Here is a 22,667-nt window from a genome sequence, read left to right as displayed (position 1 = left end):
CATTCAAAGGAAGATGAAGATGAGCTTTTTCAAACGCCTTCGCGACGCGATTGTACAAAAGTCGGAAGAAGTCACCCAGAAATTTACCGATGGACTTTCCAAGACCAGAGATTTACTGGTTGAACAGGTAGAGAATCTCGTCCGTCGCTATAAAAAGATTGACGATGACTTTTTTGACGAACTGGAAGAAATCCTGATTACCTCCGATGTGGGTGTCAATACCGTCATGGAGTTGATTGACGACCTGCGTACAGAGGTGCGCAAGCATAAAATCGAAAACGCAATCGACCTGCAGCCCATTCTCTCCGAAAGGCTGGTTGCCCTGCTGAAGAACGACGAGGTAGCCGACACCTCTTTAAATGTGGAAGCAGGCAGACTGAACGTCATTTTGTTCGTCGGGGTAAACGGCGTAGGAAAGACGACCACGATCGGAAAAATGGCGCATATGTTCAAACAGCAGGATAAAAAAGTGCTGCTTGCGGCAGGGGATACGTTCCGTGCAGCAGCCATCGAACAGCTCGAGGTCTGGGGAGATCGCGTAGGCGTGGAAGTGATCAAGCAACAGCAGGGCTCTGATCCTGCAGCCGTGATTTACGATGCGATTCAGGCTGCCAAGTCCCGCAATGTCGATGTTCTGCTCTGCGATACAGCAGGCCGCTTGCAAAACAAAGTGAACCTGATGGAGGAGCTGGCAAAAGTCCACCGCGTCCTCGCCCGCGAGCTGCCAGGTGCCCCGCATGAAGTTTTGCTGGTGCTCGATGCCACCACAGGACAGAATGCGCTGTCACAGGCGAAGACGTTCGGCCAATCCGCAGGGGTTACGGGAATCGTCTTGACGAAGCTGGATGGCACAGCAAAAGGCGGAATTGTCATCGCGATTCGCAACGAGCTGAACATCCCGGTGAAGTATGTAGGATTGGGTGAAAAAATGGATGACCTGCAGCCATTTGATCCGGAGCAATTCGTCCATGCCTTGTTCGCTGGACTAATTCAGCAGGAAGCGGATGAGCAGAAGGAAAACGACTAATCGGCAGATGCAGACTACGTAAAAATGAATGTCAACAAAAAAGCTTGACACTAGGTGTGGAATTGGGTACTATAATCTACGTGCTGTAAAGAAATAATCTTTACAGTTTTGGAGTCGAGTACCTCATAGCAAAGGATTGGTTCGATGCTGGAAAAAACCAATCAAGTCAATCTCTTGTTTGACTTTTACGCTCCCTTACTCAAAGGAAAGCAGCGCGAATATCTGGAGCTGTATTATCTGGATGATTTGTCGCTCGGCGAGATCGCTGAAATGCACGAGGTGAGTCGGCAAGCCGTTTATGATCATATCAAGCGGGCTGAGAAGCAGCTCTTCGAATACGATGAGAAGCTGAAGCTCGCATGGAAGCATGAACAGCGCATGATCGTGCTGAACCGAATGCAGGAGCTTGCCCAGGAGTTGCCGAACAGTACGACAAGAGAAGAACTGAACACTTTGCTCCACCAACTGTCAGAGATGGATTAGGAGGGCTCGCATGGCGTTTGAGAGCTTGGCCAATCGGCTGCAGAACGCGTTTGACAAGCTGCGAGGCAGAGGCAAGATTGACGAGACAATCGTCAATGAAGCGATGCGTGAAGTTCGCCTGGCCCTGCTGGAAGCAGATGTGAATTTTAAAGTAGTAAAAGAGTTCGTTGCTCGCGTCAAAGAACGCGCAGTTGGACAGGAAGTCATGAAGAGTCTGACCCCTGGACAGATGGTCATCAAGATCGTCAACGAAGAGCTGGTTGAGCTGATGGGCGGCAATGTAGCCCAACTGACCATGTCTCACCGACCTCCGACTGTCATTATGATGGCAGGCTTGCAAGGGGCTGGTAAGACGACTACGACAGGAAAACTCGCCAAATATTTGACCAAACAAAACCGCAAGCCGTTGATGGTAGCAGGCGATATTTACCGTCCGGCAGCGATCAAGCAGCTGCAGGTTTTGGGCGAACAGCTAAACATCCCCGTTTTCGCACTCGGTGATCAGGTAAGCCCTGTAGAGATTGCACGGCAGGCTATCGAGCATGCCAAAGCCAATCACCTCGATGTGGTTTTGATCGATACGGCAGGTCGTCTGCATATCGACGAGGCGTTGATGGAAGAGCTGAAGCAGGTTCGAGAGGTAGCCAAGCCCGATGAGATCTTGCTCGTCGTCGATGCTATGACCGGTCAAGATGCGGTCAATGTGGCAGAGAGCTTCAACAGCCAGTTGGAGCTGACGGGTGTAGTTCTGACCAAGCTGGATGGCGATACTCGCGGTGGAGCGGCACTTTCCGTCAAGGCAGTCACTGGCAAGCCGATCAAATTCGCGGCAATGGGCGAAAAAATGGATGCGCTCGAGGCCTTCCATCCAGACCGCATGGCATCCCGCATTCTCGGAATGGGCGACGTGCTGAGCCTGATTGAAAAGGCACAAGCCAACGTCGATGAAGAAAAGGCGCGCGACATGGAACGTCAGATGCGTCAAGGGGAATTCACCTTTGACATGTTCCTGGACTCCATGCAGCAGCTTCGCAATCTGGGTCCTTTTGAAGACATTCTCGGCATGCTGCCAGGAATGAACAAGATGAAGGGCAAAATGAACGTGGACGAAAAGCAGATTGCTCGCGTGGAAGCGATCGCCAAATCCATGACCAAAGCAGAGCGAGCCAACCCAGACATGCTGAACGCCAGCCGACGCAAGCGCATTGCGGCAGGCAGCGGCACGAGCATTCAGGAAGTGAACCGGTTCATCAAGCAATTCGAGGATATGAAAAAGATGATGAAGCAGTTCTCCGGCACCGCTGAAAAAATGATGAAGAAGTCAAAGAAAAAAGGCGGCATGGGCCTTCCATTCATGGGCAAAGGCAAGGGTGGCAATCAGGGCGGCATGAACTTCCCGTTCAATTTCAAACCCCCGTTCAAGTAAAATCGCATGATCTCTTCGCGCTCCTGGCTTGGGCCACTGGCGCGATGGTTCAGATATAGCAGCACCAACGTGATTGTGTAATTGCGTTGATCCATACAGGAGGTGAAACAACATGGCAGTAAAAATCCGTCTGAAACGCATGGGTTCTAAGAAAGCTCCTTTCTACCGTGTAGTAGTAGCTGATTCCCGTTCCCCTCGCGATGGCCGTTTCATTGAAGAGATTGGTTACTACAACCCGGTTGCTCAACCGGCAGTAGTGAACATTGATACCGAAAAAGCGGTACAATGGATCCTGAACGGTGCAGCTCCAACTGACACAGTTCGCAACCTGCTCTCCAAAGAAGGCGTAATGGCAAAAGTACACGAAACCAAATACGGCAAATAAGCCGATCATCTGGAGGTCTGATGATGAAAGCACTGGTCGAAACGATCGCAAAGGCTCTCGTCGATCATCCGCATGAGGTTCGTGTGAATGCAGTGGACAAGGAGCGTACTCTCGTATTTGAATTGTCGGTTCATCCTGATGATATGGGGAAAATTATCGGCAAACAGGGACGTATCGCCAAAGCCCTGCGCACCGTCGTGATGGCAGCATCCGTAGATACGGACAAGCGCGTCACGGTTGAGATTGTCTGAGAAAAGGCTGGGAGTTTCCCAGTCTTTTTTTACGTGAATCATGTTTTATGAGACAACCAGCAGATTCAGTCCAAGAACGTGACTTGCCAGGTAGATTTCTTGCGTCGAGAGGAGTGTCGAGCGTGCTCACGATTTATCGTCCCATACAGGTGAAAATCCTGATGACAGAAGCAGCGAGAGCCATATTGATCGATCAGTACCAAAGACAGATTCAACAGCAGAAGGATGAATGGCAGCGCTGGCAGTTTCAAGCGAAAAAAATTCTCGCAGATGCTAAGAGGAAGTCGGCGGAGCGCTATTCTCTGGCGCAAGAAAAAATTGCTCGCGAGGAACGGCAACGCCAGGAAAAACTGGAGAATCTGCAGTATCAGCTGTTACGGGCAGAAAAACTGCCAATCGGGAGTGAACTGGAATATCAGACCGTGCAAAGTCCTGTGACCATACAAATTGGAGATGTCTGGGATGAAATCATGGCTGGAACGGAAATCCTGTTAAAAGATGGTCGGGTGCACGAAATTCGGAAAGGAACGCAAGAGGCACCTAGGCTTGATGAGGAGGAGTGAAGGGATTGGATCAAGAGCGTTATTTTACAGTAGGCAAGCTGGTGAACACGCATGGATTGCGCGGAGAAGTACGCGTGATTTCTACCAGTGATTTTCCGGATGAGCGTTTTCGCAAAGGGAACGAGCTGTTTTTGTTTCATCCGAGCATGGACCGACCGTTAAAGCTGAAGGTATCTACTCGTCGTACACACAAAGAATTTGAGATTCTGAGCTTTCAAGGGTACACCAACATCAATGACATCGAGAAATACAAGGGTGGCGAGCTGAAGATTCCCGAGTCTGATCTGATGGAGCTGGAAGAGGATGAATTTTACATCCATGAGCTGATCGGGTGTGAGGTCATCACGGATGAGGGCGAGGAGCTGGGCAAGATCACGGATGTGCTTCAGACAGGAGCCAACGATGTCTGGGTGGTCAAAGGAATGCGTGGCGAAGTATTGCTGCCGTACATAGATGATTGCATCAAAGAAGTCGATGTTGCGAACAAGCGAGTGGTCTGTCATTTGATGGAAGGCTTGTTGTGAGGAGGGCCCTTCATGCAGATTAACATTCTTACGCTTTTTCCAGAGATGTTTTCTGGTGTGCTTTCCAGCAGCATTCTGGGCAAAGCGCAGGAAAAAGGGATTGTTCAGTTTGAAGTGAACAATTTTCGCGATTTCTCAGAAAGCAAGCATGGAACCGTGGATGATACGCCTTATGGCGGAGGGGGCGGCATGGTCCTAAAGCCTGAGCCACTGTTTCGTGCAGTTGAAGCGGTGGCAGGAGAGAAGAAGCCTCGTGTCATCCTCATGTGTCCACAAGGGGTGCCGTACAACCAAAAACTGGCGGAAGAACTGTCGATGGAAGAGCATCTCGTCTTTATTTGCGGGCATTATGAAGGATATGATGAGCGCATCCGTGAACACCTTGTTACGGACGAGATTTCGATCGGGGACTACGTCCTGACTGGCGGAGAGCTTGCCGCCATGGTCGTGATCGACAGTGTCGTGCGCCTGCAGCCCGGAGCTCTCGGAAACCAGACATCAGCTGTAGAGGATTCCTTCTCTACAGGCCTACTGGAATATCCGCATTACACGAGGCCAGCAGAATTTCGCGGCTGGAAGGTACCCGATATTCTATTGTCCGGTCATCATGCCAATATCGTCAATTGGCGTCTGAAGGAGTCGCTGCGGCGTACCTACGAGCGCAGACCTGATTTACTTGAGAAGCTGGAATTGACGACAGAGATGAAAAAGTGGCTGAAGGAAATCGAGGAAGAGAAAAAAATGCAGGACAAACTCTAGAATTTACCTTGTGAATTGCCAGCCCATATGGTACTATATTTCTTGTGGCAATTTTGCCCGCTGACTAAGGCGGTCCGCTACTCGTTCCTCAGTCCCATGAGACTGAATCACTATTATAGGCGAGTAAGAACGTCTGATCGGAAGGAGGGAATTTAAATGAACCAAGTGATCCGTGAATTGGAAAAAGAGCAATTGAAACAGGACATTCCTGCGTTCCGACCTGGTGACACTGTACGTGTACACGTTAAGGTTATCGAGGGTCAGCGTGAGCGTATCCAGTTGTTCGAAGGCGTAGTTATTCGTCGTCGTGGTACTGGTATTAGCGAAACCTTTACTGCTCGTAAGATTTCTTACGGCGTAGGTGTTGAGCGTACGTTCCCGGTGCACACGCCTAAGATCGACAAGATCGAGATCGTGCGTCATGGTAAAGTGCGTCGCGCGAAACTGTACTATCTGCGTGACCGTGTGGGTAAAGCAGCTCGCATTAAGGAAATTCGCCGATAAGCGTTTGTTCACCCATAGAAAAGGCACTGGCCTGCAAGCCAGGCCTTTTTTTCAATATCGGATAAGAACACTCCTCCGAGTGATTTCCCCGATTCGGCAAGAGTAGCCTGCCTCTACAAGCGGCTGCCTCCGGGTGAGGTGGTCACGATAGAGGTTATACTGCAAGAATAACCTACCTCTAAAACGCGGTCGCACGTCATTGAAATGGCCTCGATAGAGGTTTTCTTACAGTATCGGAAAGTATAAACTTCTGTGAGTAAAACGTCCCGATACTGCAAGAATAACCTACCTCTAAAACGCGGTCGCACGTCATTGAAATGGCCTCGATAGAGGTTTTCTTACCGTTTCAAGGGTAGACAAGCTTGCTTGAGGAGGATCATAGATGAGTGAAGAAGTAACCTCCAGCCGCGCTAAGAAAAACGAGTCATGGGAATGGATCAAGGCGCTTGTCATTGCGATACTCTTAGCCCTTCTCATTCGTACGTTCCTGTTTGCCCCGTTTATCGTTCAGGGCGCTTCGATGGAAACCACCTTACATAACAATGAAAAACTCGTTGTCAATAAAGCCATTTATTTGATTCAAGACCCTAAGCCAGGGGAGATCATCGTCTTTCATGCGGATGAAACGCGTGATTACATCAAACGGGTCATTGCTGTAGCAGGCGATCGTGTAGAAGTAAAGGATGATCAGCTACTGGTGAATGGTAAAATAGTAGAAGAACCTTATCTAGAGCGAAAAGAAGAACGGGCAAAGGAACAGGGGGAGCTTCATTTTACCCATGATTTCCCGCCTGTAGAGGTTCCAGAGGGACACTTGTTCGTCATGGGTGACAACCGATTGAACAGTGAGGATAGCCGCGTGATCGGTCCAATCGCGACCAGCACAGTGGTTGGCCGTGCCGAATTCACATTTTGGCCGATCGGACAAATTCGGATGACACGTTGAAAAAAGTCAATTTCAAGGCAGGTGAGACATCATGACCATTCAATGGTTTCCCGGACATATGGCGAAAGCACGACGACAGGTAACAGAAAAGCTGGCCTTGATTGACGTGGTTATCGAGCTGTTGGATGCACGTCTTCCTTTATCGAGTCGAAATCCGATGATTGATGAGATTGTCAGTGATAAACCAAGGCTGATCTTGTTGAATAAAGCGGATTTGGCGGACGAAAAGGCGACAGAAGAGTGGATTTCCTATTTTCGTGGACTTGGGGTTCGGACCTTGCCGATTGACGCTTTGAGTGGAAAAGGCGTGAACAAGCTGCCTGAGCTATGCCGAGAGCAGGCTAGTGAAATGCTAGCGAAACGGGCGGAGAAGGGCATGCAAGCACGAGCGATCCGGATCATGATCTTGGGTATCCCAAATGTAGGAAAATCCTCGCTGATCAATCGTTTGTCAAAACGGGCTGTTGCCCAGACTGGCGATCGTCCCGCCGTTACCAAGGCTCAGCAATGGGTGAAGATGGGCGATACGCTAGAGCTGCTGGACACGCCGGGTATTTTATGGCCCAAGTTTGAAGATCAAATGGTTGGTCTTCGATTGGCAGCCAGTGGAGCGATCAAAGACGAGCTGATCGATTTTACGGAAGTAGCTCTCTTCGTGATCGCGTATATGATGCATTACTATCCAGAACGACTCATAGAACGCTTTAAGCTAAAGGAGCTGCCAGAGGATAAAGTCACCATGCTGGAGGAAATCGGCAAAAAACGCGGTTGTCTCGTGTCTGGAGGACAAATTGACTACGATAAAGCCGCTGAGCTGTTTTTGCGTGAGCTGCGTTCTGGAAAGCTGGGACGCGTAACACTGGAGCGTCCGATCGATTGGGAGATGGAAGAGCCGATTGGCAAGCCGGTATCCTTTCCCGAGTAGGCGATGCCATTGTCGGAAAACTGTCTATCTGTTGGATAGGCGGTTTTTTTCTGTATCAAGTAGGAGAATCGGACCGTACATAAGGAGAAATGAGTGAATGGAACTGGCGGAACTGTCGATAAAGGAAATACGGGAAAAAATCGAAAAATTGGACGAGGTACCTAAAGATTTTCTAGAATGGATGAAAGCAGATCAGCGTAAAGGCGTGCAGGACCTGGTCCGGCAAATCGAGGCTGCTGCCGCTCGCCGGGAAAAGCTGGCCAGGATGTGGACGGAGATGACGCAGTATGAGCGTATGCTGCGTGAAAAAGGGCATGTCCATCTTTTTGGAGTAGACGAAGTAGGGCGCGGTCCTCTTGCTGGGCCAGTAGTAGCAAGTGCTGTTTGCCTGCCGCCTGATTTCTATTTGCCTGGATTGAATGATTCCAAAAAAGTGCCAGCAGCGACGAGGGAAGCCTTCTATGAAGTGATCATGCGAGATGCCTGGGCTGTCGGCATTGGCATTGTGGATGCACCACGCATTGACGAGATCAACATTCTCGCAGCGACGAAGGAAGCCATGCATCTCGCCATTGAGGATGCTGGGATCAAACCGGACGCTTGTTTGTTGGACGCTGTACAGTTAGCTGGACTGGACTGTGAGCAGTTGCCGATCATCGGTGGTGACGCCAAAAGCGTCTCGATTGCAGCTGCATCGATCGTAGCCAAAGTCACACGAGACAAAATGATGGCCGAGTATGGGAGACAATACCCGGAATACGGTTTTGAAAAACACGCTGGATACGGAACAGCAGAGCACCTAGCTGCAATTTTGCGTCATGGCCCTACTCCCATTCACCGGTTGACCTTTACGGGAGTAACCGCGCAGGCGTGAAGAAGTCCTTGTTCCCTGTCTTAAAGGAGGAGATTCATCATGTTTTCCCCATCGCAATTGATCCAATCGATGACCCAGAAAGCAAACGTTGCTGCTCCCAAGCCGATTGAGCTTACTCCGGGACAGGTATTCAAAGGCACTGTAATCAAGCACTATCCGAATCAAATGGCTTTGGTACAGATCGGCCCCATTCAGGTTCAGGCCAAACTGGAAGCCAATCTGGAGCCTGGTCAAAAGGCATGGCTGCAGGTTCAGCCTTCATCTGATGTCGTCACGTTAAAGGTTCTGGACACCCCTGCGGAGGGAAAAGGCAAGGGCGGGGCGACGTTGGAAGGACTGATGCGTTCACTCGGGTTGCCTGAAACAAAAGAAAGTCGAGCCATCGTGCAGGCTTTGATGAACGGGAATCTGCCTGTCACCAAGGAGACGGTCCAGGCTTTTACCGGGGTGGCACAAAAGCTGGGCTTGGACAATGCGACGATTCAAGCCTTCATGACAGCTATGAAGCGAAATTTGCCGCTGACACCTGATACGGTAGCGGGGCTCAAGGCTTTTTTTTCCGAGCGTCCGATGAGCACATTGATGCAAAACTTTCTGCAGCAAGCCGCACTTTTTTTGGAGGTAAATGAGAATCTGTCCCCTGCACAAACCGGACAAGTCGGTTCAGGCGCTACGAATTCGGCCGGACAGGGACAAGTGCAGCCTCAGCCACAAGCACAAGGTCAGGTTCAAGGCCAGACTCAAGCGGTGCAGGCAACTGTCGGGGATCTACGCCAGCTCGTCACCCAATTGAAAGAGAAAATAGCGGGTCTGCCTGTACAGATCCTAGATAACGGAAAAGTGGAACAACAGGACAGACCGGCGCAATCTTCCGGCATTCGTGGCAATGAAGTCAATCAACCGCAGCAGCTAGGCAACCAGCAGCCAACAAATGTGCCAGCTTCTGCTAATCAGGCAGCATCCCAGCAGGCGGGATCGCCTCACACGCAGCATGGTGTAATGATGCAGCTGCCGCCTGTTCAGACGATGGGAAGTCAGCCAAGCGTCGCCAGCTCCCACAGCAATCCATTGCAAAGCCAGAGTCCACCAGGACAAATTCCGGTTCAGCCTGTTTTTAATCCTACTGCATCGACAGGTTCCAACAGCGCTTTTGCCGGAGAAGGTACGGTAACACCCACACAAGTGCAGCAAACCACTCAGCCTGCACAAGGAAGCGTTGTCGGATCTACTCTGCAACCTGTGACGGATAATGTTAGTCGTCCAATCGAAGCAAACCTTCATACAGCGCAAACTGCGGGCCGTTCAAATCCGATCCAGCAGCTGTTTCAGCAACTGGGATTCGCACATGAACGAGAATTGATGGGACAAGCTCTAGCTGGGTCAATCTCTTGGGACGCTGGTGTCCAAAAGCAGATGGAGAGCGTGAAAGCGATGCTGCTCCAGCTGACGCAAAGCAATTCGAACATACCAGTCGCATTGCGTGAAGCTGCAGACCAGCTTTTGCAGCAGGTGACAGGACAACAACTCATGCTGACGCAGCCAGCTAATCAATCCTTGTCTCAAATCGTGATGCAAATTCCTCTGCGAACCGAGCAAGGCGAAGAAACCGCGTACGTACAAATCGAATCCAAGAAAAAAGGCTCAGGCCATTTGGATGCAGAGAACTGCCGACTATTCTTCCATCTCAATCTGCAAGCATTAGGTACGACCATGATCGATGTGAACATTGTCAAAAAAATCGTCAATCTTCAAATTTTTAATGACACCCCTGGAATAGAAGCATTGGCCCATGTCATCAAGGGAGGATTCACCGATCAGCTTCAAGAGATTGGCTACTCGTTATCCTCGATGCGCGTACAACCCATTCCTGAGCAGCAGGGTAAATCGACCACAGTGTCTGCCGCAAAGGCTACCCTGATGACCGATTACAAAGGGGTGGACCTGCGAGTATGAATCAGGAGACTGCTCCAGACAAGCATATGCGCAAACAGGCGGTAGCGCTCAAATATCAGGCCGGAACGATGGAAGCGCCCCGAGTGGTGGCCAAGGGAACTGGCTACATCGCCGAGAATATTTTGAAAGCTGCCAAGGACAACAACGTTCCTGTTCAGGAGGATCCTTCGCTGGTTGAAGTACTGGGCAAGCTGGACTTGAACCAACAAATTCCTCCGGAGTTGTATCAGGTTGTAGCGGAAGTCCTTGCTTTTGTATACCGCTTGGATAAGGGAGGAAAAAAGAAATAGATGAGGGACAAAAGGCGAATCCTGGGACAAAAAGGTGAAGAGCTTGCAGGTCTTTTTTTACAGGAAAAGGGCTATCACATTCTGGACAGAAATGTGCGTTCCCGACAGGGCGAGATCGACATCATTGCACTTGATGGGCATACGCTGGTCTTCGTCGAGGTTCGGACGAGAACGCAACCTACATATGGTACGGCAGGAGAATCTGTCACCTGGAGAAAAAGAAACAAACTGCGGGAGCTAGCCCTTTCGTACTTGCAGAGCCACTCACACTCATTTCCAGCCTTCCGCATGGATGTTATCGCGATCCATTGCCCAACCGGAGATCTAAAGGACAAGACTACGCAGATCCAGCACATCGAATATGCTTTTTAAAAGAAATAAAGATGTGCTGGAATGGAAAAACGGGCGCTTGAGACCGTAGTGATTGGGGATTCGTCTACAGCAACACTCCGCACCTTGACGTATGATGTACTGTACTCGACGCGATGAAACTCCTCCAAGCATCAATCTTTGCCCTCCAGCCAGGCTGGAAGGCTTTTTTTTTGAAAAATTCGAAGACGGACAAGTTTTTCAAAAAAAATTCAAAGAAACAGTGTTATTATTTTCTTTTATGCGTTACATTTTCCAGTGACAAACGTCTAATCAAGTAGCAGGAATATTTAGGAGGTTTATCATGCAACGAAAAACGAGAAATATATTGTCCAAATGGATCTTGGCGGCGGTCCTAGCAAGCAGCATTCATTTATCTATACCCGTAATGTCTCACGCACAAGAAATCGCGCCTGCTTCATCTGAAATTCAGGCGTCGTCGGTACAGAGCGCGAACACCTTGAAAGCGAACATCAGCAAAGTCACCTTGGATAAAGGAGACACGAAGAAAGTTACGCTGACCTACGGTGGTTCTTCACTGAATTCCACTAAAGCAACCTGGACTACCTCGAAATCTACTGTGGCAACAGTGAGTAACACCGGCACGATTACAGCAAAAGGCAAAGGCACGGCAACCATTACAGCGAAATACAGCGGCAAATCCGTTACGATCAGCGTAACAGTCAATGAAGATGCAGGTCTTGTCGCAAAACAAAGCAAAGTGACGATCAAAAAAGGAAAAACCAGCACGATTGGGTTGACCTACAACGGAAAGGCATTAACTGGCTCCAATGCAACTTGGACGACCTCGAACTCCTCGATCGCAACGGTGAAAAATGGTGTGGTCACTGCAAAAGCTAAAGGGACAGCGACGATCACTGCAAAATATAAGAATGAATCCGTAAAAGTCACCGTCACCGTAGAAGATACGGCGAAGCTGGAAGCGACGCAAAAGCAAGTGTCTTTGAAAAAGGGAGAAACGAAAACGATTCAGTTGAAGTACGATGGGACAAATGTAACGGGTTCGAGCGCTGGATGGGCTACTTCTAATTCAGCAGTAGCTACAGTCAACAACGGAGTAGTAACGGCAAAGGCAAAAGGAAAAGCAACGATTACTGCGGTATATAAAGGTGAGTTTGCCGATGTTGAGATAACCGTACAGGACGATAAAGCCCTGCTGGAAGCGACACAAACCAAGGTTACGCTGAAGAAGGGCGACACTCAGACGCTTCGACTGAAATACGATGGAGCCAACGTTACAGGCTCGAAAGCGGCTTGGAGTTCTTCTAAATCATCCGTTGCGACTGTAAAAGACGGCGTAGTAACTGCAAAAGGAGTAGGTACCGCAACCATAAATGCCGTCTATAAGGGCGAGAGCGTCGATATCGAAGTGAAGGTTGAAAACAGCAAAGCAAAACTAGAAGCGACAGAATCGAAAATAACGCTCAAAGCGGATGAAAAGCAAACCATCCGTTTGAAATATGATGGCGCAACCGTTTCGGGTTCAAAAGCAGTCTGGAGTTCTTCAAAATCATCGATCGCATCTGTTAATGATGGTGTGGTCACAGCCAAAGCCAAAGGTACCGCGACAATTACCGCATTCTATAAAGATGAGTTCGTTGATATTCAAGTCACCGTAGAAGAAAGCAAATCAAAGCTGGAAGCCACTCAAACCAAAATCACCCTGAAAAAAGGTGACACCAAGAAAGTAAAACTGAAGTACGATGGGGACACACTGAACAATTCAAAAGCAGAATGGGGAACCTCGAAATCCTCAGTCGCTTCGGTAGATAAAGGTACGATCAAAGCAAAGGCAAAAGGTACGGCTACCATTACTGCGACCTATAAAGGCGCAAAAACAACCATCGAAGTGACGGTGGAAGACGCTGATAGCCTCGAGGTGGATGACGATAGTATCTCCGTCAAGGTCAGGAAAACAGAAACCATCCGAGTAACCTACAATGGTAAAAAAGTATCCGGCTCTGATGTTAAATGGAGTACGTCGAAATCCTCTGTTGCTACAGTAAAAGATGGTGTAGTGACTGGGAAAAAGAAAGGCTCTGCTGTCATCACTGCAGAATATAAGGGTGAAGAAGTGGAGATTAAAGTGAAGGTGAAATAAGAAACGAAGAGACCTACTGAATGATTGGAAGTTCAGTAGGTCTTGTTTTATTATATTTCAATATAGTGAACGTGCCCCATACGGCTTGCATGCTAAAACGACTTCCTTATCTTTCTTAGCATTAAAGCAGGAAAGGTGTGTACGCGCAGCTATTCCGGAGGCTTCTTGGAATTGACAGCACAATGGATTCAGTTGAAACAGATATCGTCTGTCTATGGGATATGGCAGTTCGATATGGTCGGATTAGACTATAGCTTATACGAACGGTATTGAAAGAAAAATGGGCGAAAATGATACAGAGAACTTAAAATAGTAGAGGGGGAGAGTAGCTTGTACAGAGAAGAGAATTTTAAAATGAAAGACATAGCATTTTGTGCTTGAATCAGTTTTGTGATCTTTTGGTTTACCTTTTGAACTATGTCCTCGATGAGGTCAATGAGCTGCTTCTAAGCAAATCCGTACACAATATAGCGAGCCACTGCTTTTTATTCGAGCGGTGGCGCACAAACACCATGATGACAGGGATACCCGGAGACAATTCTGTGTGAATGGAACGCAGAATACTTTCTTTTTTCTTCGTACAGGTGTTGCCGTATGATAAAGTTCCTGTAACGATAGGCGACGCTGACCGACAAGGTAGCGTTTATTGTCTGCCTTCACCATTCCGATTACGTCCAAACCACGCGTACGAATCGCTTGGATTAAGGGAGCGTGCGTAAACCAACTGTTCATAAGCACGTAAGAGGCACTCATGCCTGATTGGATAACTCGGTCGATCATGGCAGGAATAACTTCCGGGGCAGGCAACAGCGCTTCTAAGCGGCGCTTATAGCCCGATGTTCGCTTGTCGATTCCCTCCATCATTCCGTTGATTTGAGATTTTAGAGAAGCGAGTAAAGAAAAATCTACCGGAATAAACGTGTGACCGTCAGACCATCCCAGCGTGAGCATGCGAAAGCCTTTGTAATAGCAACCTGTCGCATGGTCTTTGAATCGAGACAGCATCTCGACAACCTTGCTGCGGTTACGTTCAAACATGGAATCGTCGACTACAAAAACCGATACACGATTTATTGATGTGAGGGCTTGCACTTTGTCAATGGTGGTGCAACTGAGTAGTGTCAAATAGCGACGCCACGCATAACCGCTATGGTTGAGAAAGCGGTACACCGTATCCTTGCCGGGAAACAGATCACCTTTCTCACTTTCCAACAAGCGAAACCAGTTCTTGTGATGAAACAAGAGTACAAACACTAACTGGAATAGATACGAGCAGGTAAAACCAAAATTCTTTTTAAAAACTGCGGTTTTCAAGTGTTGCAGCGCTTCCAGTTTATTCCATGTTATTTGGATTTCGGCAGGCAGTTGATTGTTTTGTTGTTTTTGCTCTATCATAGAGAGGACACCTCTTCTGTATGGTAGTGATTGTTTAGTCACTTTCATATTACCAAACAGAGTGGTGTTTTTCTATTTTTCAAGGAGCATTCTAAAATCGGCTTTAAACTTGTTGTACCAAGGGAATACGCTCATTTTCGCTCTGCGAAAGTTGAGTTAGTAACACTCCCCAAAACCTCTCAAATAATCTTGCCATCCCTCCCTTTCTTTTTCTATCCTAAAAGCAGGAGGGGAAACGTATGTACGCTTGCAGCTATTCCGGAGCCATTCTTGGAATTGATGGCATGATGGTTTCAGTCGAAACAGATATCGCCAATGGACTACCGCAGTTCGACCTGGTCGGATTAGGAGGTTCGGCCGTTAAAGAAGCACGGGACCGTGTCCGGGCAGCAATTCGAAATGCTGGTTATGACTACCCGATGCAGCGCATTACGGTAAATCTGGCCCCGGCTGATCAGCGTAAAGAAGGCTCCGGTTTTGATCTGGCTATCGCGATCGGCATCCTGCTTGCCTCCAAACAAATTCCACCCCGTGAAGGGAAGATTCTGATCCTTGGAGAATTGGCGTTGGACGGTTCGCTGCGTCCTGTAACAGGTGTATTACCGATACTGCTGGAAGCGAAAAGAAACGGCTTTACTCATGTCATCCTACCTGCCCAAAACGAAGCAGAAGCCCACCTGGTGGATATGGCCGTCTTGCCTGCCCAACATTTACGCGAGGCAACTCGATTTTGGATTGAGGAATGGGAAAATAACACTACCTACGAGAAAAACACGAAAAAAGCGATCCGGTTGCGCGGTGAAAACGGCTGTCCAGACTTCAGTCATGTCTATGGACAGCAATTCGTGAAACGCGGTTTGGAAATCGCTGCAGCAGGCTTTCATAATGTCATTCTTGTCGGGCCACCTGGCTCGGGTAAGACTTTATTGGCGAATTGCCTTCCTGGGATTATGCCGCAAATGACCATGGACGAGTCATATGAAGTGACCAAAATATACAGTATCGCAGGGCAATTGACACGTACGAGCGGTTTGATTAGTGAACGACCTTTTCGTTCACCACATCATACGATTACAGCAACAGCTCTGATTGGGGGAGGAGCGCAAATCCCTCGTCCCGGTGAATGCAGCCTTTCCCATGGAGGAATCCTTTTTCTCGATGAAATGCCTGAGTTTTCACGCCACGTCTTAGAAGTATTACGTCAACCTTTGGAAGCGGGAGTAGTCACGATTGGCCGCTCCAAACAGGTATTTACATTCCCCGCTCGATTTTTGCTCATTGGGTCGTGCAACCCTTGTCCGTGTGGATTCTTCGGGACTCGTGACCAACAAGCCTGTTCCTGCTCACCACTGCAAATTCAGAAATACCGCTCCAAATTATCTGGACCTCTGCTCGACCGCATCGATTTACATTTGGAAGTTCCACGAGTGCCCGTTCAGTTATTGCACGAACGAGTAGAAGAAGAATCCACTCTCGATATCCAAAAACGAGTAGAACAGGCGCGCCTCATCCAATTGGAACGATATTCCCATCGGCCGGGCAGTCCCTTTAACAGTACGATGAATGGCGGAGAAATACGTCGGTATGCTAGTCTAAATAAAGAAGGTCAAGAATTGCTGCAGCTTGCATTTGATAGGTTGGGTCTGAGTGCGCGAGCCTACGACCGGATCGTCAAAGTGGCGAGAACCATTGCGGATTTGGATGGCACTGCAAAAATTGAAGCGGCCCATGTAGCAGAGGCGATTCGATATCGGGCTTTGGATCGCGGCATCGCAAATTGACCCCAAATGGCCGAGTTTGGTTTGTATAAAGATTTAGAAAATCTCAACCGTATAAAAAGCAAAAGCTGCACAATCACCGGTGTCCCAAGGTCTGCAATACTTGAGCGCAATGGAAGTCATCCCTGTATGCAAGGATTGAAAACGGAAAACCTGATGACCACTCTGGCCAACTCGTGCTGATCGTTCATTTGGAACATACTGATTGGAAAGCAAAACAAGAAAACGGGGATCTACAGGAGTGGAAAGCTCCCACTGATAGCCAGTGGATGGATTGGCAGCCAGCAAGAGCGGAAAAGTGTGACCAACAGGTACACGAAGGGAAGACATGGTTGAGGAAGTCATCTGGATTCATCCTTTCCCATTCTATATTCAGACTATCTACAATCTTTTTCTTATACGTTATTCCACTTCTTTGTTCGGGTTAACTGCCCGAATCCCATTTGACTAGATTACCGTCAGGCCACAATTGGTGACCATATATTTCTCGACTATCTTCCACTGAGATCCCGATATCCCCATTAAAAAACAACGAGCAACCTTACTTTTCATCCACAGGAAAAAGACGCCCCACTAAACGATCTAAAAAGAAATCCTTGATGAAGCATGTAATGGTGCCATAATGAAAAAAGTGACATTTTTGTAACGTACAGGTTACTTGGAGGTAAATAGTACTTTTTGGAGAGGATTTTGCAAAAATTTAGCGAATAAAAGTAGGGATAAAGGCTTATAATGTCGAATTGCAATTCGACAATGATCCTTTTTTTGTTAGGAATAATTGACAGTACACGAATTCGGACTGTTCATCCGTTTGTACATATTGGTTGGTTATTCAATCACTCGGAACCATTTGAGTGGCTCCTTCATGGATGCAGTAGCTTCTTCTTTTGCCCATCACATCATTTACTTGGAAAGGGAAAGGACATTTGATGGATCGTGTTGCGGAAAAGTTTAAGAAACAAGAATACTATCACGAGTTCCAGCCTATATGTGATTTTTTAGGGAAATCGAGATTGGGTTATGAAGCATTGTTTCGCAATGCGGCGGGCATTCATCCGGAAGCGTTTTTTCAGGATGCGGTAGAGAAACATAAGCTGGCAGAATTGGATATGCAATCTTTGTATTATGCTATTTCTGCCTTTTTCCAATTACCGGCAAATCATAAAAATGGGCTACTCTTTGTAAATGTGTTTCCATCGACAATTATGGAAACTTCATTTCTTCCTTTTGTGGAGGAATTCTCCGCTGCTTACTTGCCCTTCCTCAATCGTACCGTGTTGGAAATCAATGAATCCATTATGAAAAGCGAACTGCGTCATGATTCGGTCTTTATCCAAAGAGTATCAGACTTGCGGAGACGAGGTTTTTTAATCGCACTTGATGATGTTGGGGATGGAACGGATACGTTTCGCAATATTCATGATCTGGCGCCAGATTATATTAAGGTTGATCGTTATTATTCCAAGCTGCTCTCTGTCTCGAAGGACAAGCAGCAAGTGGTACGATTGTTTGTAGAGTTTTGCCAAAATGACATTCAACTCATTCTGGAAGGCGTAGAGAATAATGAGGATTTCGACTGTGCTGCACGACTAGGGGTGAAAAACGGCCAGGGCTATTTGTTTGGGAAACCCGGAAGGTTGAAAGGGACCTTAGGATGAATGTGGAGGATAGTGAAATGAGTGATAGGAACGTATATTCCAGGAAAGCGACGCTTTCCCTTAAAATATCGGAATTCGAAGTACCACCGATGCAGGATTTATTAATTATCGGGAGGAAAGCCCCCATTGGACCTGAGGCAGTGAGAAGAATGGCGGAGGCACTCTCACCAGAGCAGTTTACACTATTGAAAATGGATCATCCCAAAATTGAAGCCATTTTGTTGCGCAATACGCTATTGCAAATGATTGATGAAAAACGACTCATGAACATTATCCTAGAGGAAGCTGAGCGAATGATCAGCGATTCGATGGTGTTGCGGTCTGAATTAAAAATAGCCGTGACGGTTCAACGCGAGGTGGAGCTGTCATGATCGTATCCGATATCATGACGACCGATCTTCATACCATAACCTCTGAAAAAAGTGTTGCCCATGCGGCAGAGCGAATGAACGAGAATCATGTCAGCTCTTTGATCGTAGTCGAACATGACGATGTTATCGGAATTATGACTTCAAGAGATGTTCGTTCTTCCCATCCCAATCGAATTGTTGCAGATGCCATGACTTCCGAGACAATCAACATGTCGGTGGATCAGAGCATTTGGGATGCTGATCGGCTTATCAGAAATTCCGGAATCGAAGAAATATTGATTTTGGACGAGGAAAGATTGGTTGGAAGAGTAACGAGAGAAGCTGTATTGATGAGAATTGCGGAATATACAGATCCATTGACTGGCTTATTCCGCGCTCCCTACATTCAGTCCATTGGGGAACGCTTATTGAAAGAAGGGACCCCGTTTCATCTGTTGTTTATTGATTTAAACAACTTTGGTCAAATCAACAAGCTTTACGGTCATCCTTTTGGAAATGATGTAATCCGTGAGTATTCGAATGTTCTATCCGATTTGATGGATGATCGGTATGACTTTTTAAGCAGATATGCGGGAGATGAGTTTGTTGTGATATCTACGGCTGATGACAATCATGTTTTTTCCTACTTGGAAATCATGGAAAAGCCAATCGATATCCGCCACGTCCAAATATCTGCAGCTGTAGGACATGTAAATGGCTACCTAGATTCCGATTTTTTCTCTCTTTCGCTTCGTGAATTGATGGAGAGGGCGAGTCTGTTATCGACGTCTGCCAAAAACCGGAGTGTGAGCAGACCTTATTAACCCAGCCCCTGTGGAAATCGGGGTATAGGGGTTCTCGACAATACATACACTTTCTGATGATGAGGTAGTAGGCCCTGCAGAAAAGTGCAACTCTGCTTTCCTTGAATCGTACTACTCAGTGAAATGGATAATATGGATATTAGGAGGCTGTCAGAAATGATCGTAACAACTACCAGTACCTTGCAAGGGAAAGAAATTGAAGCCTATCTTGACATCGTGAGTGGCGAAGTGATCATGGGGGCCAACGTTGTCCGAGATTTTCTCGCGGGAATTACGGACATTATCGGTGGAAGAAGTGGTACGTATGAGAGCAAACTGGCAGAAGGACGCGAGATGGCGATCCGGGAGATGACGGAAAAAGCACGTACACTAGGAGCGAATGCTGTCATTGGTGTTGACCTGGACTTTGAAACACTGCGTGAAGGTATGATGATGGTGATTGCAACAGGTACTGCAGTTCGAGTGAAATAAGCCGGAATGTACCGGCTTATTTCTTTATTGTGTAGGGACTTTTGCTTATCAGAATATCATTCCACCCAAACGCGGTCGTCGCTGCACATATCTTGGAATAAGCCATGGTAGATTTATTTGGGGAAAAATGCTAAAAATATACAAAATAGACGAGGGAGGGTGACATATGTCCGTCGAGAAAACCATCACGGATTTGTTGGATAAAATCAATGCGGATCCAAAAGGGATTCAAGGGATGTCGGTTGTCTACCACTTTCAGCTAAGTGGTGAAGAAGCTGGAACGTATCAGGTGAAAATTGGGAATAATCAGGCTACATACTCGAAGGAAGCGTTGGAGGAGGCTAGATGTACCCTGGAATTATCCGATGAAAATTTTATCAAGCTGGTTCAGGGGAACATGAATCCTACAACGGCATTTATGATGGGGAAGCTGAAGATTAAAGGAGAGATGGGCTTGTCCTTCAAACTTCAAACCATCCTACAAACTTATCAAGCGTAGATGCATCATGACTTTTCCGTGCAGCAAATAAGGCGAGTGACACTCTTTTTGCCGAGTGTTCCTCGCCTTTAGTAGTTCTGTAGACATAGGTCTAAAGGAGACAATAGTGAGAAATGACTAGTCAATTAACAGATGATTGCGTTAAAATATGACCAACAAACGAGAGATGACAAATAACATAAAACGAGGGAATTTCATGCGCCATCTGTATTCGTTTTTAGCCGTTGTCCTTTCCCTGGATGATGTAGAAGTTCATTTTGACTTCTATCACCTGACAGCACGAGCCACACCTGAACGGGAATTGTTAAAGCATAGGGCGAAATTGCCTCGTCATTATTTTGATATGCTGCTGTACGCAGGGGTCCTTCAAGTAGAAAGCGATCCTCCTTATCAACCTTCTCTGAAGAGACCTGCTTCCATCGGAATGAACATCCGTTCGTTAGGGAGCAGAGTATTGTTTGACATGTGCTTTTCACCCCGGACCTACAAGCTGTGGCAAAACACAGATGCAGTCCTGGAAGATATCTCTTTGCCGTCAGATATTTTTGAGGAGTACGTCTATCGTTTGGGTGCCATCAGCCGTTTCCGCTATTTGGGCCGAGTCGAAGACCCGCAGGTTGCGATCCAATTGGGTGAGAACGACATGATCGAATTCAAACGCGATTTCTTGTTATCCAAAAGTGGAATTATAAAAAGTGTAGTGGCCTTTGCCAATTCAAACAACGGAAATCTGTTTTTGGGGATCACAGACGAAGGGAGTATTGTTGGAGTCAATCATGAAGTAGAGCAATACGGAGACCCGGATAAATACGTGCTTGCCATAACACAGTACATCCAGGATAAAACGACACCATTTCTCACTCCTTTCCCTAAAATTTCCTTGAAAAAGGTAATGGATAAGTATGTTGTCATCATCTTTGTAGAGGTTTCCTCTGAACTGATTTGCGGACTTGATAAAAATGGGGAAAAGTACGTAGTCATTCGGACCAACAATCGCTCGGTGGTTGTAAAAGATCCGCATCAAATCGGCGAAATATATGTGAAGCGAAAACTTGGCAGTGAGATCAGCCGTCGATTGGGACTTCTGTAGCTTCAGTAGACAGAACACACGCGAGGGAGGCTAGATTGCATGAAATCGTCTTTTCGTGCTTACCTATTTCCACTACTTGTAGCCGGCTTAGTACTGACGGGATGTTCCCAGGATAATCAAGGGATCAAAACCGACATGAGAGGGAGCATTGAAACGGAATTGGGGGCGGTTGAAAAGGTGACCGTCATGTCAACGGATGGACAGGAAGTTGCACTGGAACTGCCTGTTTTTATGAAGGAACTCACGGAGCAAGGTCAAGATCTAGAGGTATCTACTGAACCGCTCGACCAGGGAGAAGTTCGCTTTACATTAGTACTGTACAGGAAGGATTTGGCACCCTTAGTTGTCCCTATCGGTGAAAAAGCCAGTCAGTATGGAGATCGTACATTTCGAGGAAATGGTGCAAAGACCTTTTACCAATGGGTACATAAGCAAGTAGGTACTGGTATTCTAGCCCAAGAGATGAACAACATCTACTTGTCGGCCGAGGACCTTTCATCGACCAAATTGTTGCAGGATTCAGAAAGAGATGCAGTCAAACAACTGCTGCGTTCTGCTGACCCCGAATTGGAACAGGGGGTAAAACAGTATCCGTTGCACCCGTATTACAGGATGCGTATTCACTCCAACGAAAAACCTTTGGAGGTTACGGTTCTAACGCCTACCTTGATCTCGATTCCATTTGGCAGGGAGACGCTCACTTTTCATGTAGAAGGTGCCCTTTTTTCCCAATTGACCTCCTGGCTTCCACCAAAAGAAAAAACGGACGATATCTACGAAAAGCTATTCAAGGCGAACAAGCTGCGCATTGAAAAAGCAGGAAGGACCGATGTTGAAGATCATGAGTACGATGTGACAACCACAACCAAGGAACAGGGGAAGGCACATCAGATCGTTCGCCTAATCAAAAGCGCTACTCCTCTTCCTGATGCACCGAGTCAACCAGGAGTAAAACAGTACGTCCTTCATTTTGTTTCCAGCGATACGAAGCGCACGATCGAAATGTATCCTCTCACTTTTAAACTTGATCAATCATGGTTTTCTCACAATAATTTAGACTATAATATTCTGAAACTCCTTGATTCTTCTAGAAAATAACGAATGAACTCATGAAGATGAGTGTGAATGGTCAGGATATATGAGAACATATTACTACCACTTTTGAAAGTTTTATCGTAGAATAGAAACTGTTGCACTGATA

25 protein-coding genes and 1 pseudogene are annotated in these 22,667 nt (G+C 47.2%); 24 read left to right on the top strand and 2 right to left on the bottom strand.

What is annotated here, in order from left to right:
- Window positions 1-19 precede the first annotated feature (19 nt).
- From ftsY to EDM52_RS03300, 16 genes are all read left to right on the top strand, one after another.
- Window positions 20-1,027, top strand: coding sequence for a signal recognition particle-docking protein FtsY (gene ftsY / locus EDM52_RS03375; protein ID WP_221175536.1), 1,008 nt, complete (start codon window positions 20-22; stop codon window positions 1,025-1,027).
- Window positions 1,028-1,171: 144 nt separating this feature from the next.
- Window positions 1,172-1,510 carry a putative DNA-binding protein gene (locus EDM52_RS03370; RefSeq protein WP_122907592.1) on the top strand — a complete coding sequence of 113 codons (339 nt, stop codon included), beginning with the start codon at window positions 1,172-1,174 and terminating at the stop codon, window positions 1,508-1,510.
- A 10-nt stretch (window positions 1,511-1,520) separates the two neighbouring features.
- Window positions 1,521-2,936, top strand: a complete 1,416-nt coding sequence (ffh, locus tag EDM52_RS03365; protein WP_122907591.1) for a signal recognition particle protein — start codon at window positions 1,521-1,523, stop codon at window positions 2,934-2,936.
- Between the two features lie 112 nt (window positions 2,937-3,048).
- Window positions 3,049-3,321 (top strand): 30S ribosomal protein S16, encoded by a 273-nt coding sequence (rpsP, locus tag EDM52_RS03360; RefSeq protein WP_122907590.1) that lies wholly within the window; start codon window positions 3,049-3,051, stop codon window positions 3,319-3,321.
- Window positions 3,322-3,344: 23 nt separating this feature from the next.
- On the top strand, window positions 3,345-3,572 hold the full coding sequence (locus EDM52_RS03355; RefSeq protein WP_122907589.1) for a KH domain-containing protein: 228 nt from the start codon (window positions 3,345-3,347) through the stop codon (window positions 3,570-3,572).
- A gap of 122 nt (window positions 3,573-3,694) precedes the next feature.
- Window positions 3,695-4,135 (top strand): YlqD family protein, encoded by a 441-nt coding sequence (locus EDM52_RS03350; protein ID WP_122907588.1) that lies wholly within the window; start codon window positions 3,695-3,697, stop codon window positions 4,133-4,135.
- A gap of 5 nt (window positions 4,136-4,140) precedes the next feature.
- Complete coding sequence (gene rimM, locus EDM52_RS03345) at window positions 4,141-4,659, top strand: ribosome maturation factor RimM (RefSeq protein ID WP_122907587.1); 519 nt, start codon at window positions 4,141-4,143, stop codon at window positions 4,657-4,659.
- Window positions 4,660-4,671: 12 nt separating this feature from the next.
- Window positions 4,672-5,418 (top strand): tRNA (guanosine(37)-N1)-methyltransferase TrmD, encoded by a 747-nt coding sequence (gene trmD, locus EDM52_RS03340; protein WP_122907586.1) that lies wholly within the window; start codon window positions 4,672-4,674, stop codon window positions 5,416-5,418.
- 156 nt (window positions 5,419-5,574) lie between these two features.
- Window positions 5,575-5,922 (top strand): 50S ribosomal protein L19, encoded by a 348-nt coding sequence (gene rplS / locus EDM52_RS03335; RefSeq protein WP_122907585.1) that lies wholly within the window; start codon window positions 5,575-5,577, stop codon window positions 5,920-5,922.
- Between the two features lie 382 nt (window positions 5,923-6,304).
- On the top strand, window positions 6,305-6,868 hold the full coding sequence (gene lepB / locus EDM52_RS03330) for a signal peptidase I (protein WP_122907584.1): 564 nt from the start codon (window positions 6,305-6,307) through the stop codon (window positions 6,866-6,868).
- Between the two features lie 31 nt (window positions 6,869-6,899).
- Entirely contained in the window at window positions 6,900-7,793 is an 894-nt protein-coding gene (gene ylqF / locus EDM52_RS03325) for a ribosome biogenesis GTPase YlqF (protein ID WP_122907583.1), read from the top strand.
- Window positions 7,794-7,890: 97 nt separating this feature from the next.
- Window positions 7,891-8,667 carry a ribonuclease HII gene (locus EDM52_RS03320; protein ID WP_122907582.1) on the top strand — a complete coding sequence of 259 codons (777 nt, stop codon included), beginning with the start codon at window positions 7,891-7,893 and terminating at the stop codon, window positions 8,665-8,667.
- A gap of 39 nt (window positions 8,668-8,706) precedes the next feature.
- The gene (locus EDM52_RS03315) at window positions 8,707-10,620 is read left to right on the top strand and encodes a hypothetical protein (protein ID WP_122907581.1); all 1,914 of its coding nucleotides are present in this window, start codon (window positions 8,707-8,709) and stop codon (window positions 10,618-10,620) included.
- Window positions 10,617-10,910, top strand: coding sequence for an EscU/YscU/HrcU family type III secretion system export apparatus switch protein (locus tag EDM52_RS03310; RefSeq protein ID WP_122907580.1), 294 nt, complete (start codon window positions 10,617-10,619; stop codon window positions 10,908-10,910). The genes EDM52_RS03315 and EDM52_RS03310 overlap by 4 nt, the downstream gene beginning before the upstream one ends.
- Window positions 10,911-11,282: a YraN family protein gene (locus EDM52_RS03305; protein WP_122907579.1), complete on the top strand. Its 372-nt coding sequence runs from the start codon at window positions 10,911-10,913 to the stop codon at window positions 11,280-11,282.
- Between the two features lie 301 nt (window positions 11,283-11,583).
- Entirely contained in the window at window positions 11,584-13,401 is a 1,818-nt protein-coding gene (locus EDM52_RS03300) for an Ig-like domain-containing protein (protein ID WP_245996496.1), read from the top strand.
- 451 nt (window positions 13,402-13,852) lie between these two features.
- Here the strand turns inward: EDM52_RS03300 and EDM52_RS03295 are convergent.
- Window positions 13,853-14,796 (bottom strand): annotated as a pseudogene (locus EDM52_RS03295) (IS4 family transposase); the annotation flags it as partial.
- A gap of 239 nt (window positions 14,797-15,035) precedes the next feature.
- Between EDM52_RS03295 and EDM52_RS03290 the strand changes: the two are divergent.
- Complete coding sequence (locus tag EDM52_RS03290) at window positions 15,036-16,577, top strand: YifB family Mg chelatase-like AAA ATPase (protein ID WP_122907577.1); 1,542 nt, start codon at window positions 15,036-15,038, stop codon at window positions 16,575-16,577.
- A gap of 33 nt (window positions 16,578-16,610) precedes the next feature.
- On the opposite strand, the gene EDM52_RS03285 is transcribed toward EDM52_RS03290, so the two are convergent.
- Window positions 16,611-16,919 carry a protease inhibitor I42 family protein gene (locus EDM52_RS03285; protein ID WP_122907576.1) on the bottom strand — a complete coding sequence of 103 codons (309 nt, stop codon included), beginning with the start codon at window positions 16,917-16,919 and terminating at the stop codon, window positions 16,611-16,613.
- A gap of 584 nt (window positions 16,920-17,503) precedes the next feature.
- On the opposite strand from EDM52_RS03285, the gene EDM52_RS03280 reads away from it, so the two are divergent.
- From EDM52_RS03280 to EDM52_RS03250, 7 genes are all read left to right on the top strand, one after another.
- The gene (locus EDM52_RS03280) at window positions 17,504-18,232 is read left to right on the top strand and encodes an EAL domain-containing protein (protein ID WP_122907575.1); all 729 of its coding nucleotides are present in this window, start codon (window positions 17,504-17,506) and stop codon (window positions 18,230-18,232) included.
- 17 nt (window positions 18,233-18,249) lie between these two features.
- Window positions 18,250-18,603: a hypothetical protein gene (locus EDM52_RS03275; RefSeq protein ID WP_122907574.1), complete on the top strand. Its 354-nt coding sequence runs from the start codon at window positions 18,250-18,252 to the stop codon at window positions 18,601-18,603.
- Complete coding sequence (locus EDM52_RS03270; protein ID WP_122907573.1) at window positions 18,600-19,406, top strand: GGDEF domain-containing protein; 807 nt, start codon at window positions 18,600-18,602, stop codon at window positions 19,404-19,406. The genes EDM52_RS03275 and EDM52_RS03270 overlap by 4 nt, the downstream gene beginning before the upstream one ends.
- Before the next feature lie 156 nt (window positions 19,407-19,562).
- Entirely contained in the window at window positions 19,563-19,877 is a 315-nt protein-coding gene (locus EDM52_RS03265) for a YbjQ family protein (protein WP_122907572.1), read from the top strand.
- A 166-nt stretch (window positions 19,878-20,043) separates the two neighbouring features.
- On the top strand, window positions 20,044-20,376 hold the full coding sequence (locus EDM52_RS03260; RefSeq protein ID WP_122907571.1) for an SCP2 sterol-binding domain-containing protein: 333 nt from the start codon (window positions 20,044-20,046) through the stop codon (window positions 20,374-20,376).
- Between the two features lie 196 nt (window positions 20,377-20,572).
- Window positions 20,573-21,466 (top strand): AlbA family DNA-binding domain-containing protein, encoded by an 894-nt coding sequence (locus EDM52_RS03255; protein ID WP_122907570.1) that lies wholly within the window; start codon window positions 20,573-20,575, stop codon window positions 21,464-21,466.
- A 39-nt stretch (window positions 21,467-21,505) separates the two neighbouring features.
- Window positions 21,506-22,564: a hypothetical protein gene (locus EDM52_RS03250; protein ID WP_122907569.1), complete on the top strand. Its 1,059-nt coding sequence runs from the start codon at window positions 21,506-21,508 to the stop codon at window positions 22,562-22,564.
- Window positions 22,565-22,667: the final 103 nt, after the last annotated feature.

This window comes from Brevibacillus invocatus, from assembly GCF_003710915.1.
GTDB classification, from domain to species: domain Bacteria; phylum Bacillota; class Bacilli; order Brevibacillales; family Brevibacillaceae; genus Brevibacillus; species Brevibacillus invocatus.
Note: the sequence above shows the minus strand (reverse complement) of the source record. Positions and strands in the feature narration are given on the sequence as shown.

What these genes read in the sequence shown, in the direction of transcription:
- ftsY (WP_221175536.1), top strand. Translation starts at nt 20, where the DNA reads ATGAGCTTTTTCAAACGCCTTCGCGACGCGATTGTACAAAAGTCGGAA.
- EDM52_RS03370 (WP_122907592.1), top strand. Translation starts at nt 1,172, where the DNA reads ATGCTGGAAAAAACCAATCAAGTCAATCTCTTGTTTGACTTTTACGCT.
- ffh (WP_122907591.1), top strand. Translation starts at nt 1,521, where the DNA reads ATGGCGTTTGAGAGCTTGGCCAATCGGCTGCAGAACGCGTTTGACAAG.
- rpsP (WP_122907590.1), top strand. Translation starts at nt 3,049, where the DNA reads ATGGCAGTAAAAATCCGTCTGAAACGCATGGGTTCTAAGAAAGCTCCT.
- EDM52_RS03355 (WP_122907589.1), top strand. Translation starts at nt 3,345, where the DNA reads ATGAAAGCACTGGTCGAAACGATCGCAAAGGCTCTCGTCGATCATCCG.
- trmD (WP_122907586.1), top strand. Translation starts at nt 4,672, where the DNA reads ATGCAGATTAACATTCTTACGCTTTTTCCAGAGATGTTTTCTGGTGTG.
- rplS (WP_122907585.1), top strand. Translation starts at nt 5,575, where the DNA reads ATGAACCAAGTGATCCGTGAATTGGAAAAAGAGCAATTGAAACAGGAC.
- lepB (WP_122907584.1), top strand. Translation starts at nt 6,305, where the DNA reads ATGAGTGAAGAAGTAACCTCCAGCCGCGCTAAGAAAAACGAGTCATGG.
- ylqF (WP_122907583.1), top strand. Translation starts at nt 6,900, where the DNA reads ATGACCATTCAATGGTTTCCCGGACATATGGCGAAAGCACGACGACAG.
- EDM52_RS03320 (WP_122907582.1), top strand. Translation starts at nt 7,891, where the DNA reads ATGGAACTGGCGGAACTGTCGATAAAGGAAATACGGGAAAAAATCGAA.
- EDM52_RS03315 (WP_122907581.1), top strand. Translation starts at nt 8,707, where the DNA reads ATGTTTTCCCCATCGCAATTGATCCAATCGATGACCCAGAAAGCAAAC.
- EDM52_RS03310 (WP_122907580.1), top strand. Translation starts at nt 10,617, where the DNA reads ATGAATCAGGAGACTGCTCCAGACAAGCATATGCGCAAACAGGCGGTA.
- EDM52_RS03305 (WP_122907579.1), top strand. Translation starts at nt 10,911, where the DNA reads ATGAGGGACAAAAGGCGAATCCTGGGACAAAAAGGTGAAGAGCTTGCA.
- EDM52_RS03300 (WP_245996496.1), top strand. Translation starts at nt 11,584, where the DNA reads ATGCAACGAAAAACGAGAAATATATTGTCCAAATGGATCTTGGCGGCG.
- EDM52_RS03290 (WP_122907577.1), top strand. Translation starts at nt 15,036, where the DNA reads ATGTACGCTTGCAGCTATTCCGGAGCCATTCTTGGAATTGATGGCATG.
- EDM52_RS03285 (WP_122907576.1), bottom strand. Translation starts at nt 16,919, where the DNA reads ATGACTTCCTCAACCATGTCTTCCCTTCGTGTACCTGTTGGTCACACT.
- EDM52_RS03280 (WP_122907575.1), top strand. Translation starts at nt 17,504, where the DNA reads ATGGATCGTGTTGCGGAAAAGTTTAAGAAACAAGAATACTATCACGAG.
- EDM52_RS03275 (WP_122907574.1), top strand. Translation starts at nt 18,250, where the DNA reads ATGAGTGATAGGAACGTATATTCCAGGAAAGCGACGCTTTCCCTTAAA.
- EDM52_RS03270 (WP_122907573.1), top strand. Translation starts at nt 18,600, where the DNA reads ATGATCGTATCCGATATCATGACGACCGATCTTCATACCATAACCTCT.
- EDM52_RS03265 (WP_122907572.1), top strand. Translation starts at nt 19,563, where the DNA reads ATGATCGTAACAACTACCAGTACCTTGCAAGGGAAAGAAATTGAAGCC.
- EDM52_RS03260 (WP_122907571.1), top strand. Translation starts at nt 20,044, where the DNA reads ATGTCCGTCGAGAAAACCATCACGGATTTGTTGGATAAAATCAATGCG.
- EDM52_RS03255 (WP_122907570.1), top strand. Translation starts at nt 20,573, where the DNA reads ATGCGCCATCTGTATTCGTTTTTAGCCGTTGTCCTTTCCCTGGATGAT.
- EDM52_RS03250 (WP_122907569.1), top strand. Translation starts at nt 21,506, where the DNA reads ATGAAATCGTCTTTTCGTGCTTACCTATTTCCACTACTTGTAGCCGGC.